Genomic DNA, 14,432 nt, shown 5'->3' with positions numbered 1-14,432 from the left:
CTGCTTTTCCTATTGGATTTGTATATTTGAATGTCTTTAATTGTTAGGGATTGCTCTTTTGGTAACGATCATTGGCCTCATTGTAGATTTTTTCGATCTCGCTCGCACCGCTCTCCTTCAGCTTCTGTGCAAAGCTGTCGAATTCGCTCATAGGGCGTGCTCCCATCACGAACTTGTCAATCTCCTGATTAACGATTGTATCCACCTTGGAGAGAATTGTTTTCAGCTTGTCAATTTCCGAATCAGTAAACGGGGGAGGGGCAACCTCGGATATATAACCATTTTTTGTGGTAATAAGCTCGCTCCATCTGACAAGATCAGGTGATGACATGGTCGCCATCGGATGCTCATCAACATTTAAGGTAAACGTTTGGAAGCCAATTCCGAGCGCATTTTGCATGTTGCGGAAAGGGTCCTTAGCATTGGCAAATTGCTTCATAATACTGTCCATAATGACCGGCTTGCCGCCCTCCAGCTTGAAGTGCTCACCCTCGATACCGTAATTGGTAATCAAAGTGCCTTCATCGCTATACATCCAATCGAGGAATTTCACCGCTGCCTGCGGATTTTTTATTTTTGCATTAATCGTAAAGTGGTGCAGCCAATCCTTTTTGTACATAAGATTTCGGGTTTGACCTAAATCATTTTTGAGCGGCAGAAGCAGCTCGAATTGCGCCTTCGGACTAACCGGCTTCAATGATGCATTGAACTGATCGCCAAAGCTGTTATTGTCATAATAGAACAAGGCTCTTCCCGAGCTGAGCTTTTCCTTCATATTGTCAACGGTATTGACGGCGTAATCGGGATCCAGCAGCTTTTCCTTGTACAGCTTATTGAGATATTCGAGCGGTGCCTTGAACTCTGGGCGGGACGGTCCATATACATATTTTCCGCCTTCGACATTCGGATCATAATAAATTTTAAAGCCCGAGCCCATGCCAAAACCCATTGAGGTCAGCAGATTCGCCGCACCCTCACGATTCGTAAAGGGAATTTTATCCGGGTACGCCTCTTTTAATTTTTTAAGCACCTTGTATAGATCGTCGAAGGTTTTGGGAACCTCCAGATTTTGCTCCTTCAGGAGATCCATCCGAATCATCGGAGCCTGCGCCAGCTGCAGCTTCCATTGGCCGAGCAGCGGGAAACCGTAGAGCTTGCCATTGACCTCGCCTTTGCCAATCTCCTTATTTTCCTTCATCAGCCGTTTGATGTTAGGAGCATAGTCCAAATAATCCGAAATCGGCAGAAACATCCCGTTTTTGGCCGCTTCGTTGAAGTACGGCTTCCCGTTAGGAATACGGGTAATGTCAGGCAGATTATTGGTCGCGATCAGCGTCTGGGCTTTCTGATCATAATTGGCACTTGGCACTGGCTCCAGCTCGATCTTGACATTCGTTTTATCGAATATATGCTTGAACACTGGTGCATCCTTGACGATTTGCGGTGAGGAATCCACGGTCATTACCTTGAACGTGATCGGCTCGGCCAGCAGCTTGCCGCCAGCCTTTTCCCCGCCTGCTGCGGCCGGCGTATTGCCGTTTGCCTGTTTGCCGCCCTGATTGGATGAGCAAGCCGCCGCCCCCAATAGCGTGATACAAAGGCAGGACATCAACATGATTTTCTTTTTGGATTGAAGCTTATTGGATTGCATAAGAACCCCTCCTGATTAATGGTCAAAACCTTCTGTGAAACCGCCAACAGCTGTCTGCTGCTATCCTTTAAGCGACCCGACCATCGCCCCTTGCACAAAATATTTTTGTATAAACGGATATACCATAATAATTGGAAGAATGGTAACGATGATGACCGCATATTTCATATTCGTCTGGATGGTCGTCAAATCACGGGCCGGATCATTGTTGCCCACACTGCCATCAATCAGCATGCTGCGCATAATAATCTGTACCGGATACAGCTCACTGTCAAACAAATAGATCATCGCCGGGAAAAAGCTGTTCCAATGCCACACCGCATAAAACATCGTCATGGTCGCAATCACCGGCATCGATAATGGTAGCACAATCCGTACAAACACCAGTAAATCATTTGCCCCGTCTATAAAAGCGGATTCATGAATCTCATTGGGGATATTTTGAAAAAAGGTTCTCATGATGATCATATACCATACGTTGATCGCCGGGGGAATCACAATCGCCCAAATGCTGTTAGTCATATTCAAGGTGTTCACAACCAGATACGATGGAATCATCCCACCGTGAAATAGCATCGTGATGATGATCAGTAGTGTGAACAGGCCTCTTCCATACAGCTTGCTGCGCGATAGCGGGTAGGCGCATAAAGCCGTCGCTGCGACATTGATCAGCGTTCCAACCGACGTATACAGCAAGGTATTGCCGTAGGAACGAATAATCGATTTGTCGGAAAGAATCATTTTGTAGGCTTCCAGATTGAAGCCGATCGGAAACCATTTAACCTCTCCCCTGATCACATTCATCCCGTTGCTGACCGATACGACTGCCATGTAATAGATCGGGTAGAGAAAAACCAGAATCATGGCCAGCAGCAGCGCGTAGATGACGCAATCGAACAGCAGTGAGCCTGCCGAAAGCTGCTTGAGACCACTCTTCCTGAAGGGTGACAATCCCGCTTTCCCGCCATGCGCCGAATTTGTATTTACCATAAGCTTGTTTCACTCACCTTTCGGGCAAACCGGTTGGCCAGCACGACGAAGCATAGCGCAATCACCGACTGGAACAGCTCAACCGCCGTTGCATAGCTAAAATCATTGCCCAGCAGCCCTCTTCTGTACACATAAGTCGAGATGACATCCGCGGTTTCATAGGTTGGACCTGTGTACAGCAGCAAAATTTTCTCATACCCAATCGACATTACGTTGCCGAGATTAAGCAGGAACATAACAGTAATAACGGAGGCAATTCCAGGCAGCGTAATATGGCGGATTTGCTGGATACGGCTGGCACCATCCATAGTAGCCGCTTCATAGAGCTGAGGGTCCACGGCAGTTAACGCAGCCAAATATATAATCGAGCCCCAGCCGATACCTTGCCATATTTCCGAGCCAATATAGATGCTGCGGAACCAGTTGGCATCCATCAGGAATGAATACGGCTCCAGACCAACAAGTCCGAGAAGCCGATTGATCATCCCTTCGTTGGACAAAAAGTTGATTACCATCCCGCACACGACCACTGTGGACAGAAAATGCGGCAGGTAGCTGACGGTCTGGGCAAACTTCTTGAACAGCCCGATTCTAGCCTCATTCAACAGCAGAGCGAGCAAAATCGGAGCCGGGAAGTAAAAGACCATCATCCACACATTTAGCAGCACCGTATTGCGCACCAGCTTCCAAAAGTATGGATCCGACATAAAATCGCGAAAATGCAGCAGTCCGACCCACTCGCTTCCAAACACCCCCTTGACGAAATTATAGTTTTCAAAAGCAATCAATAAACCAAACATCGAGCCGTACTTGAATACGATAAAATATACGGCCGGCAGCAGCAGCATTGCATATAAGTACTTGCCCTGCCCGATCAGCTTCAGCCGATCCATAATCAGAGCCGAAACTGTTTTTCTGCCTGACTTGTTAACCTTAACCGTCTCTGATAATGCTTTTCCCGCCACTTGTCTTTCCTCCTTTGTCCTGTTGTGGTGCGGCTGTGCTTTTATACTAACAGCCGTCTGCACCGCTCTGATACATCCAATCCATGCCCAAAAGTTTCATTATTCTACCCTGTTCCGACTGTTTCAAAAATCCACCTTGTTTCGATTATCGCCCTTTCAGCAGAGGGCGAAATCTGAAACAGTCTGGAAAACTGGACGATTGACGCCACAAGGACACGAACCTACAATCAAGCTATCTTCCGAAGGAGGTTTACTTTAATGAACGCTGTGGAACTGCAAGAGGCTCTGTCCCGTGGAACACGAGTATACGGTACCCTGATTACCTCGAACTCCCCGAAGCTGCCTGGGCACATTGGCAGATTGGGCATGGATTTTGTATTTATCGATACCGAGCATATCAGTATCGACCGACATGAGCTGTCATGGATGTGCCAGGCTTATAAAGCGCTCGGTCTTGCACCGATCGTACGCATTCCTTCTCCTGATCCGTACGCTGCGACAATGGTGCTGGACGGAGGCGCCAACGGCGTTATCGTCCCTTATGTGGAAACGGTTGAACAGGTGCAAGCCTTGCGCGGCGCTGTCAAATACCGTCCACTGCGCGGACAAAAGCTGGAAAACATCCTGAGTGGAACCGAAGCCTGCGATGGAGTACTGGAACGTTATATTCAGGATTACAACAAGCATAATCTGTTGATCATTAATATTGAGAGCAAGCCTGCCATGGAGGCTCTGGACGACATTCTTCAGGTACCGGATATCGATGCGGTTCTGATTGGTCCTCATGACCTGTCCTGCAATCTGAATGTGCCGGAGCAATATGACAATCCTGTTTTCCTGAAGGCAGTCGAAGAAATTATCGACAAGGCGCGAAGCCGTGGAATTGGAGCAGGTATTCATTACTGGATCGGAACGGAGCGCCAAATCGAATGGGCCAAACGAGGGTTGAATCTGATCATTCAAAGCTCGGATATCACTACATTTATTGAGTATTTGGGCAAGGATCTGAGAACGATCAAAGCGGCTCTTGGCGATCAGCCGACAGGCGAGACCGAGAGTATTTCTATTTAAAGCAAAAAATCTAGAAGTGCGGTGAATAAAGAGCGGAGCGGCCAAATGATCCTGTAGAAGCGTCAGCGCTCGCCTTTGTTTCCGTATTTTTACCGCTAAATCTCTTATAAAATTAAAAAAATACGGAAACAACAGCGATCGGAAGGATATTTGGACGCACAGCATGACTTATTCACCGGACTTCTAGTCCATTGAACAGAGGGGAACGATACGATGATATTCGATAAAATGAGCCGCGCAGCAAGCTACTACGGGTTGAATCCGGGAATAACCAAGGCGCTGGAATTTCTTCAAAGTGAGGAGGCTGCAGCTTTAAAGCCGGGCAAGTATACGCTTGAGGGTGAGCAGATGTTTGTGCTTGTACAGGAATATGACAGCAGACCGCTCGATGCGGGAGTCTGGGAAGCACATCTTCGTTACATTGATGTCCAGTATGTAACCAGCGGAACTGAGCTTATGGGTGTATCACCGATCGATCGCATGGAAGTATCCCAAGCCTATGACGAGAAGCTGGACTATGCCTTATACAGCGGGGACGGCAGCTTTTTCGAGCTGTCCGAGGGCTTCTTTACCATTCTGGCGCCGCAGGACGTCCATATGGCCTGCATATCTGTGCAGGATGCCCGACCGGTCAGGAAGCTCGTCGTGAAGGTCGCGCTCGATTGGCAATGACAAATTCGTGAAATGAATCACAATTCACACAAAGCAAAAGGCCAACCCTTTATTAAAGGCTGGCCTTTTTTTCATGATGGCTTCGGGTGATTCGATTGATGGTTTTGATGCTTATTGGAATAAGATTTTCGCTGATGATGCTGGCGCTGCTGGCGAGGAGTAGGTATCTGAGGGGGTAAGGAATCCTCCTGCTGGTCCTGCGCCAGAACCTCTGGTTGTTCAAGACCAGCAGCCACACCGATTTCCCGTTCTTCCGATTCCACATCATCAGTTGGCTGCTGGCTGGACTGATTCTTGGAAGGTACCTTTTCAATAATGAAATAAGCACAGCCGAAATTACAATATTCATTCAAATAATCCTGAAACGTAGCAATCATCGATTCCTTGGTAGCTTTCGGATGGCTGTCCTTAAAAAAACCGCGCATACGCAGCTGATTGTAGCCCCAATCCCCAACAATATAGTCATAGCGCTCCAGGACTTCACTGAATCGCTCTTTAAAGGCATCTGGCTTCCAGCCATTTTTGTGGTCAACGACCACCTCGTAGGTTTTGTTGGCGATGAAAATCATTTGGTTTTCCCCTCCTTAAAGTTTTGCCATAGGCAAAACTGACTTCGTAAGCATTCTCTTAAAGTTTTGCGTAGGCAAAACTAACTTCGTAAGCATTCTCTTAAAGTTTTGCCGTAGGCAAAGCCTATACTTGCTGTGCCGATTTTACCTGTTCATGCGCATGATACGAGCTGCGCACCAAAGGTCCGGATTCGACATGGCTGAAGCCGCGCTTCATGCCTTCGATTTTTAGCTCCGCAAATTGCTCCGGTGTATAATATTTTTTTACCTTTAAATGTTTGACGGATGGCTGTAAATATTGACCGATTGTCATAATATTGCAGCCTACTGCGCGCAGGTCGTCCATAGTTTGCAGAATTTCGGACCATTCTTCTCCCAGTCCAAGCATGATACTGGCCTTCGTCGGGATTTCCGGTGCAATTTTCTTCGACCTTGCAAGCAGCTCCAAGGTACGGCTGTATTTGGCCTTGGACCGCACCTTATCGGACAAACGCTCCACGGTTTCGATATTATGGTTCAAAATATCCGGTTTGGCGGCCAGCACGGTCCGAAGTGATTCCTCATTGCCCAAAAAATCGGGGATCAGCACTTCGACACCACACATCGGCAGCCGTTTACGAATCGCTCTAATGGTAGCAGCAAATATTGAAGAACCTCCATCAGCCAGATCATCTCTCGCTACCGAAGTAACTACAACGTGTTTAAGTCCCATTTGCTCTGATGCCTCGGCCACACGCTCCGGCTCTTGAAGATCAAGCTCAGTCGGCAAACCTGAATTAACAGCACAAAAACGGCATGCGCGTGTGCAAATATCACCAAGTATCATAAAAGTGGCCGTGCGATTCGCCCAGCACTCATGAATATTCGGACATTTGGCTTCTTCACAAACCGTATGTAGTGTTTTGTCGCGCATCATATTTTTTAATTCTTTAAAATTCTCACCTGTAGTCAGTTTAATTTTTAACCAATCGGGCTTACGTTCAACTGGTGTAGACATTGTGTCGTCCCTGCTTTCCGTGGCATATTCCAAGCTTATGAAGCTATTATATCACGAAAGAGCTAACAATCCACATTCGCTTTTATTTGTGTTAAACTGGATAAGGACAACAATTAACGGGCAGAGCTCAACTGTCACTTTGGAGGCATAGGCTTTATATGATAAATCTGGAATCCATACTTAAACACGTTCGTTCCGGAGATTTGGACGTTGCAGAAGCGCAAAAGCATCTCGAGGAATTCATGAGTAACCAAAGTCAGGCAAGCGATCGTATCGAGGATCTCGGCTATGCACAGCTGGATATCGATAGGGAACGCAGGACCGGCTTTCCTGAGGTTATCTACGGGGAAAATAAATCGGCTGAGCAGGTCACGGCGATCTTTCTTAAAATGATGGACCATTTGGACCGCGTGCTGGCTACACGTGTCAGCAAGGAAAAGGCGGATATTGTGCAGCAGGCGATTCCCGGGATTACCTATCACGAGGATGCTCGCGTACTGACATGGTATAAGGATCAGGCTGCGCGTATGCCCAAGACCGAAGGCTATATTGCAATAGTATGCGCCGGAACCTCCGATCTCTTCGTTGCCGAGGAAGCTGCATTAACAGCTGAAAATATGGGCTGCCGTGTGGAGCGGGTATATGATGTAGGTGTTGCCGGTATACATAGATTATTTCGTAAGCTTGACGTGATTCGCGGAGCCAATGCGATCGTCGTTGCAGCAGGCATGGAAGGCGCTCTGGTCAGCGTTCTAGGCGGACTCGTCTCGAAGCCCATTATTGCCGTTCCTACGAGCGTAGGCTACGGTGCCAGCTTTCATGGTGTGGCTGCACTTCTCACTATGCTTAATTCCTGTGCGCCAGGCGTATCTGTAGTTAATATTGATAACGGCTTTGGTGCCGGTTATAATGCCGCATTAATACATAAAAATACGACAAAGAGGGATTAACGATGAAAATAGCATTTTTTGACTGCTTTTCCGGGATCAGTGGAGATATGAGCCTGGCAGCCCTCGTCGATGCGGGCGCTGATCGTCATTATATCGAGGAGGAATTGAGCAAGATTCAGATCGAGCCTTTTTCTCTGGAGTGGAAGCGTGTTAATAAAAAAGGGATCTCAGCTTTAAAAATGGACGTTATACTCGATCCCCATTCACCGCCGAGCTACCATCGGCATTATTCGGAAATTGTAAAAATCATTAACAGCTGCGGCTTTAACGATCGTGTTGTCGCATTAAGCTCGGCTATATTTGAGAAAATTGCTATTGCCGAGGCCAAAATCCATAATATCCCGATTGAAACCGTTCATTTTCACGAGGTCGGGGCCATCGATTCTATCGTTGATGTAATCGGTGTTGCCCTTGCTCTGGATTCGTTAGAGGTCGAGAAAATATGGTCCTCACCAGTGCCGCTCGGTTCGGGAACCGTTCGCTGCGACCATGGTATCTATCCGGTTCCTGCGCCAGCAACCTTGGAAATGATGCGTGGGCTTCCTATCGCCCCAACCGTCTACAGCATGGAAATGACGACGCCAACAGGTGCCGGTATCATTGCCGGCGTAGTGGATGAATTCTCCAAAGGTTTTCCTTCGATGATTGTTGAAACTATCGGTTATGGCGCCGGTACCCGAGACTTGCCGAACCAACCGAACGTGCTTCGTGTCGTGATTGGAAAAACCGACCCTTTTATTCCTAAATATCAAGTCCAGCATCAAGAAATTCAAAACCATGGACATGTGCATGAGCAAGAGCAGCATCATAAAGACCATAATCATGGACATAGCCATGAGCATGGTCACGATCACGGGCACAGTCATGGACATACTGAGCACAATCATGATCATGATCACGGACATAGCCATGGACATAATCACGATCATGATCACGGGCATAGTCATGGACATGAGCATTCCCATGATCACAGTCATGAGCAGGAGCACAGCCACTTGCGCAACCAGGATCAAGGACGCTTTCGTATGATTGAGCAGCCTCATAGCCATTCCCATGATCACTCACATACTCATTCTCATAATGATCTTGAATCCGATCACGATCATCAGAATCATAAACATGATCCTTCCATTCATGGTGAGTGCACGGATATTCCTCCAGACCTCAAGCAATAACCCGGACAGCTTAGACAAAAAGGACACCAACAGGAAGAGTCTCTTCCTAAAGTGTCCTTTTTCCTTTTAGATCTTTTCCATACCTATCCTATTCCTCACTTTGTACGGTTAACCCCTCGTTTGCTCGCCTGCCTTTATGTAGAAACTGCCGTTTTACCTCTTCATAAACCTGTTTCAAAGGGACACCATGTGCGAGCGCAGCCTGCTCGCATTCTTTGAATTCCGGGGCAAATTGCACCATTTCGCCGCGGTGATAGCCGACTTTAACATTGATCATGCCCCACGGTGTGGAAACCTGCTCAAATGACCGTCCCAGCCTATGACAGGATGCCCGCAAATAACGAAGACCAATCGTTGTTGTTTCGCTAAATATCACTTCTTCTATCGATTGCAGCTTCCGTTCGTCTATAAGCACGTTCAACATCATACCGGGTCGGCCTTTTTTCATAATAATCGGTATCCAGTACACATCATTTGCACCTGCATCAAATAACCGATCGGTCACATAAGGACAAATCTCCGGATTCATATCGTCAATATTGGCCTGAATGAGCAGCATATCTTCATCAATGTGCTCTTCACGGTGTTCAAATCCCATCCTGCGTCCCTCTTTCCTCAGCACCAGGTCCCCTACCCAACGATCATGGTAAGCTCTGCTCTTAACCTTGATTCTACCAAAAATAAGCTATGCTGAGAATCTGTACCTCAAGTTTGTATGCGCGGATAAAAGCAGCACTTCCAACATAACCTACTAACACCAATTTGAGCGGACGTACACAGCCATCATGTCCGGATATGGAGGAAAACATCATGAAAGCAATCGGAATACGTGGGCTCCTTAAAGTATTCATGTGCGGAAGCATTCTTCTGGGGACGTCTTTTCCGATATATGCAGCAGCAAATCAACCCTCTCAGCCTGCCGCAGAGCCCAAAAGCCTTAGCGCTGTATTCGCCGAAAGAAAAGATTTATTCGATAAAATCAGTACGGTAACTGGAATACCCTGGTACATATTCGCAGGTATAGACCAATATGAACGTACCATTCAACTCACACGTAAACGCCCGAATAGCGACGGACTGATCGCGCTCACCTTTACAGAGCTGCAATGGTGCGGCATGATGAATCCGGATCACTCGGACACCAATGAATCCAGTATTGCTTTGTTTGACGGAATCGGCAAGGATGGCTCCGGTGATGGAAAAGCAGACCGCTTGAACGAGCTGGACAGGCTGTATGCCATGGCCAACTATTTGTTAAAGCAAGGCTCTGGCGACGAGGACCTGCGAATTGGTTTGTGGGAATATTATCAAAATACACGTAGTGTGGAGCGCATCGAGCAGTTTGCAAGGCTGTATGCAGAATTCGAAACGCTTGATTTGCACGAGCACACCTTTGTCATGCCGCTGAACGCCGACTATTCATACCGTAGTACTTGGGGAGCCAGCCGCGGCTGGGGCGGTTATCGCATCCATGAAGGTACCGACCTGTTTGCGGGCTATGGAGTTCCTGTACGCAGTGCTGCTTATGGCATTATCGAGGTTATGGGCTGGAATGTATACGGGGGCTGGAGAGTTGGCATCCGCGATTTAAATAATGTGTATCATTACTATGCGCATTTATCGGGCTTCAACAAAGAAGTCAAGGAAGGGGATATTGTCAAGGCTGGCCAGATTATAGGTTGGGTAGGCAGCTCAGGATATGGCAAGCAGGGTACATCCGGTAAATTTCCTTCGCATTTACATTATGGACTTTACCGCGATAACGGCTTGACGGATTGGTCATTCGATCCTTACCCCCATTTGCGTAAATGGGAGCGCGAGGAACGAATTCGTAAAAAGAAATGAGCTCCGTCATCATGGCTTGATTATGCTGCCAGCTTCCCCTGCCTCATGGGGAGCGGTTTCCTTGGAAGGGACCAATGGCAGCTTGGGAAGTGATAAGCCCGAGGGCAGTGCCGGAGCCTGAGAGCTGTTCACCTGGTTCCCTTTGCCGTCAAAATAATAAGTCGGTACATCACCCACTACAAGCGCATACGAAATCGGCACCTCCGTCTCCACCACTTCCGGTACGGTGTCCATCGGGATAATAATGGTCACCTCGGCGATAATGCGAAGGTACACCTCTACGAGCAGCATATTGATTCCTGCATTTTGATAGCGTGTGCTTAAATCAACCTTAACGGCACCTGCAGGCACAAACTTTATAGGAATATTGGGGCCGAATGAAGCCAGAATCGGACTGTTTAAGGCTTGCCCTAAAGGGATATGCTCCGGAAAAGCCTGCAGATTGGTAAGCTGATTCTGGACGGTTTTGATTGTATCGGCAGTTATTTTCATATGCTCGGAATAGTTCAGCATAAACCCGGTAATTTTACCGTTATTGTCTGTCCGCCAATCAATCAGCTTTTCAAAATTGGTGCTCTGCGCAATCCTGTCGGAAATGGCTGAATTGATGGATTGCGTAGCGATCTGTTTCACCCGAATTTTGGCCAGACTGGCCAGCGGAGGCTTTAAGTTCTTTTCAATATAAATAAACATTTGCAAGGTAAATAGCAGCACAATGAGAGCAATGATGATCAGGTTGCGTTTTATTTTTTTGGTGCCAACGGGTTTGCTTCTCCATCTTCGCTTCAGCACCAGCATGGCAGGGACCTCCTAAAAGTTTTGTATAGCAAAGCTGGCTTCCTAAGGCTCGCTCTAATCAGCATGTACTTCCCTAAAGCCTATGCCGCTGCCAACTGAAAAAGAAGAAAAGGATTTGTTGCCGATGACATCGCTAACCCTGTGAGTATGCTGGAAGTTGTTGGCTTCATTCAATCCAGACCAAAAAGAGCCGCTATGGTTACACGGCTCCTGCTCTACTCTTATTTACAATTTACAGCCTACCTCCGCTGCTTAAGTACAAAATCACGAGCATCGCTGGTGTAGGGCTCCTGGGCATTTTCCAGCGTTATATAGGATAGCGGCTTATACTGGTTCAGCAGCTCGATGAACATCGGATAGTTTAATATACCTTGTCCCGAGGAAACGGTTTGCAGCTTGCCGTCGGCATCCAGCTTGATATCCTTCGAATGCGCGCTGACCACCCGATGACCCAACAGGCGGAACGCTTCCTGCATAATTTCATGCTGACGCTCATAGTTATCCTGGGTCATCAGATTACACGGATCCATCACCACGCCGATATTGGAAGAAGGCACCTCGTCAATCAACTGTGCCAAATCTCCCGCTGTACCTACGATGTGACGTGAAGCGACCTCCAGTCCGATCATGATACCGAATTTCTCCGCTTCCTCAGCCATCTCCTCAACCGCTGAGCGCAAGCGCCGCCAATTCCGATCCTGATCTTGTATTACAGGCACACCCGTTTCGGTAGCAACAATCGAGGCACCGAACTGGCGTGCATAACGCAAATGCTCCTTGAAGCGGTCTACATTATGCCGCCACTTCGTATCGTCAAGTTCAATCAAGTCCATATAACAGCCCAACACAGGTATCCCTACACCCTGTTTATCAAAGGCCTCTCCTATTGCGTTGGCCAAACCGGGGCTAAGCTTGCCCAAGCTGCAATCGACATCTGTGATGGCCTTGGACAGCGCCAGCTGCACATAGTTAAAGCGATAAGATGCGACCTTGGCTGCGAGCTGCGCGAAGGGCTGAGGACCTACATTATGAGCCAATATTCCAACTGACATTTCCATACACTCCATTTCCATATATTCTGGTACACATGATACCAGTTTTTCGGACAGCTATAAAGCGCAAACAATCCCTTGATGGTACAAGAGATTATTTACATACGCCTTTTCCGTGCGAGCCTTTCAAAATCGTTATTTTTTCTTATTGGTTTTCTCATAATCGGCTTTGTACTCCTCAATAATTTTGGAGCCACCAGCCTTCTTCCACTTTTCAATCTCGGCCTGCCAGCCTGCATCGTCCAGCTTGCCCATAATGTATTTGGTTTGTGCATCCCAAATCATCTGCTCCAGCTCTTTCCCGCGCTCCGTATAAGTCGCTGAATTCAGCGTAAGCGCCGGATTGGCGATCGAATACTTCGTATTTTCCTTCGCTACCGCAATTCCCTTCTCACCGATCGGGATGTCCTTCAGCGGTAAGCTGTTATAGCCCTCGATGTACGGAAGATTATCTCGAAAAGGCTTGACTTCCCTCTGGAAAGCAGTCAGATCGGTAAATTCCGCCTGGTTATCCGCCGTTTTCATATAATGCTTGCCTTCGATACCGCGCTGCAGAACCGTAGTGGCTTCAGGGTTCATGACGTTATCCAGAAACGTTAACAGCTTCCTGACTTCGGCTTCGGTTTTTACTGTTGATTTGGGAATGACGTAGATGCCCGAATTACCCGTTTGTCCTGCGACACGAATTCCCTTGGGACCATTCAAAGGCTCTACATCTACGATTCCTTTGGGATCTGCTTTAGATAAACGATCCTGCTGGCTTTTGGCGGTTTGAGCAACCGCTATTTTGATACCGGCCCGACCGGAGTCAAACAGCTTTTCGGCTTCAGTTGCGTCAAAAACGGCAAAGTCCTGATTGATCAGCTTTTCCTCGTATAGTCGTTTGAACAGCTTTAGCACATCATTATATTCCTTGGAGGTAAACTCCGGCTCAAAGCTGCCATTCACTACCGACCATTTATTAGGTCCGCCCAATCCTACGGCGAATCGAGTCAGCAGCGAGGCCTGGCCTTCATTATATTTTTTGAACAGCACCATCCCGTACGTATCGTTCTTCCCATTCTTATCAGGGTCATTTAAGGTCATCGCTTTGATCACCTCGTACCAGTCATCCGTGGTTTTGGGCAGCTTGAGTCCGAGACCATCCAGCCAATCCTTCCGGTACACTATCGCCGCACGCGCGATTTCCGAGAAAATAGGAACCCCGAACATTTTCCCATCGACCATAATGTTATCGAAAAACTGCTGACTCTGCGCTGACAAATTTTTATAATCCTTCAAATACGGACCCACTTCCCAAAAAAGTCCCGATTGCATGGAACTGATGGTGCTGGGTGTGTACTGTATTTTTAGCAGCTGCGGCATTTCGTTGGATGCAATCATCACGTTTACTTTATCATCATAAGCGGCGGTCGGAATCCACTGAATATTCAACTTGGTATTCGTGTATTTCTCGATCAATTGCTCCACTTCGCTGTCTTTGTTCGGAATATCGCCAACCTGGGCAAGTGCAATATTGATCGTCATCGGTGTTTGACTTTCTTTCCCGCCTGCAGGCTGTTTATTAACTGAAGCACCGCCACCGCCGCAAGCCGTTAGCGAAGTCGTTACTACGAGCGCGCCTGCCAGCAGCATCAAACCGGACTTTATTAACGACTTTGGCTGTTTGTCTCGCTTTTCGCTTGGCTTCATCAGTT

At 47.6% G+C, this 14,432-nt stretch carries 14 protein-coding genes; 5 read left to right on the top strand and 9 right to left on the bottom strand.

From position 1 onward, the window contains the following. Positions 1–43: 43 nt before the first annotated feature. Genes NST47_RS07780 through NST47_RS07770 form a run of 3 tightly spaced genes read right to left on the bottom strand, consistent with a single transcriptional unit; the run spans position 44 to position 3,606 of the window. Positions 44–1,651, bottom strand: a complete 1,608-nt coding sequence (locus tag NST47_RS07780; protein ID WP_341154620.1) for an extracellular solute-binding protein — start codon at positions 1,649–1,651, stop codon at positions 44–46. Between the two features lie 60 nt (positions 1,652–1,711). Continuing rightward, positions 1,712–2,641 carry a carbohydrate ABC transporter permease gene (locus NST47_RS07775; RefSeq protein WP_083689678.1) on the bottom strand — a complete coding sequence of 310 codons (930 nt, stop codon included), beginning with the start codon at positions 2,639–2,641 and terminating at the stop codon, positions 1,712–1,714. Continuing rightward, positions 2,635–3,606: an ABC transporter permease gene (locus tag NST47_RS07770; protein WP_341154619.1), complete on the bottom strand. Its 972-nt coding sequence runs from the start codon at positions 3,604–3,606 to the stop codon at positions 2,635–2,637. Before NST47_RS07770 ends, NST47_RS07775 begins: the two co-directional genes overlap by 7 nt. Before the next feature lie 258 nt (positions 3,607–3,864). On the opposite strand from NST47_RS07770, the gene NST47_RS07765 reads away from it, so the two are divergent. Continuing rightward, positions 3,865–4,677 (top strand): HpcH/HpaI aldolase family protein, encoded by an 813-nt coding sequence (locus NST47_RS07765; protein WP_341154618.1) that lies wholly within the window; start codon positions 3,865–3,867, stop codon positions 4,675–4,677. A gap of 213 nt (positions 4,678–4,890) precedes the next feature. Next, positions 4,891–5,349 (top strand): YhcH/YjgK/YiaL family protein, encoded by a 459-nt coding sequence (locus tag NST47_RS07760; protein ID WP_341154617.1) that lies wholly within the window; start codon positions 4,891–4,893, stop codon positions 5,347–5,349. A gap of 71 nt (positions 5,350–5,420) precedes the next feature. Here NST47_RS07760 and NST47_RS07755 read toward each other — a convergent pair whose 3' ends face one another. After that, the gene (locus NST47_RS07755) at positions 5,421–5,918 is read right to left on the bottom strand and encodes a YutD family protein (protein WP_341154616.1); all 498 of its coding nucleotides are present in this window, start codon (positions 5,916–5,918) and stop codon (positions 5,421–5,423) included. A 124-nt stretch (positions 5,919–6,042) separates the two neighbouring features. After that, positions 6,043–6,948 (bottom strand): lipoyl synthase, encoded by a 906-nt coding sequence (gene lipA, locus NST47_RS07750; protein WP_341154615.1) that lies wholly within the window; start codon positions 6,946–6,948, stop codon positions 6,043–6,045. Between the two features lie 125 nt (positions 6,949–7,073). Between lipA and larB the strand changes: the two genes are divergently transcribed. Both larB and NST47_RS07740 read left to right on the top strand, forming a co-directional pair. Then, positions 7,074–7,865 carry a nickel pincer cofactor biosynthesis protein LarB gene (gene larB, locus NST47_RS07745; protein ID WP_341154614.1) on the top strand — a complete coding sequence of 264 codons (792 nt, stop codon included), beginning with the start codon at positions 7,074–7,076 and terminating at the stop codon, positions 7,863–7,865. A gap of 2 nt (positions 7,866–7,867) precedes the next feature. Further along, positions 7,868–9,040 carry a LarC family nickel insertion protein gene (locus NST47_RS07740; protein ID WP_341154613.1) on the top strand — a complete coding sequence of 391 codons (1,173 nt, stop codon included), beginning with the start codon at positions 7,868–7,870 and terminating at the stop codon, positions 9,038–9,040. An 88-nt stretch (positions 9,041–9,128) separates the two neighbouring features. Here NST47_RS07740 and larC read toward each other — a convergent pair whose 3' ends face one another. Then, a complete protein-coding gene (larC, locus tag NST47_RS07735; protein ID WP_341154612.1) occupies positions 9,129–9,638 on the bottom strand; it encodes a nickel insertion protein in 510 nt (169 codons plus the stop codon). A gap of 212 nt (positions 9,639–9,850) precedes the next feature. On the opposite strand from larC, the gene NST47_RS07730 reads away from it, so the two are divergent. After that, the gene (locus NST47_RS07730; protein WP_341154611.1) at positions 9,851–10,885 is read left to right on the top strand and encodes a M23 family metallopeptidase; all 1,035 of its coding nucleotides are present in this window, start codon (positions 9,851–9,853) and stop codon (positions 10,883–10,885) included. Positions 10,886–10,894: 9 nt separating this feature from the next. Here NST47_RS07730 and yunB read toward each other — a convergent pair whose 3' ends face one another. The 3 genes from yunB to NST47_RS07715 form a co-directional block, all read right to left on the bottom strand. Then, positions 10,895–11,683, bottom strand: coding sequence for a sporulation protein YunB (yunB, locus tag NST47_RS07725; RefSeq protein ID WP_341154610.1), 789 nt, complete (start codon positions 11,681–11,683; stop codon positions 10,895–10,897). Positions 11,684–11,922: 239 nt separating this feature from the next. After that, positions 11,923–12,735, bottom strand: coding sequence for a sugar phosphate isomerase/epimerase family protein (locus NST47_RS07720; RefSeq protein ID WP_341154609.1), 813 nt, complete (start codon positions 12,733–12,735; stop codon positions 11,923–11,925). A 135-nt stretch (positions 12,736–12,870) separates the two neighbouring features. Further along, positions 12,871–14,427 carry an extracellular solute-binding protein gene (locus tag NST47_RS07715; protein ID WP_341154608.1) on the bottom strand — a complete coding sequence of 519 codons (1,557 nt, stop codon included), beginning with the start codon at positions 14,425–14,427 and terminating at the stop codon, positions 12,871–12,873. Positions 14,428–14,432 lie beyond the last annotated feature (5 nt).

The organism is Paenibacillus sp. FSL H8-0034, from assembly GCF_038000305.1.
Taxonomy (GTDB): Bacteria; Bacillota; Bacilli; order Paenibacillales; family NBRC-103111; genus Paenibacillus_S.
This window is presented reverse-complemented; position numbering and strand designations above follow the sequence as displayed.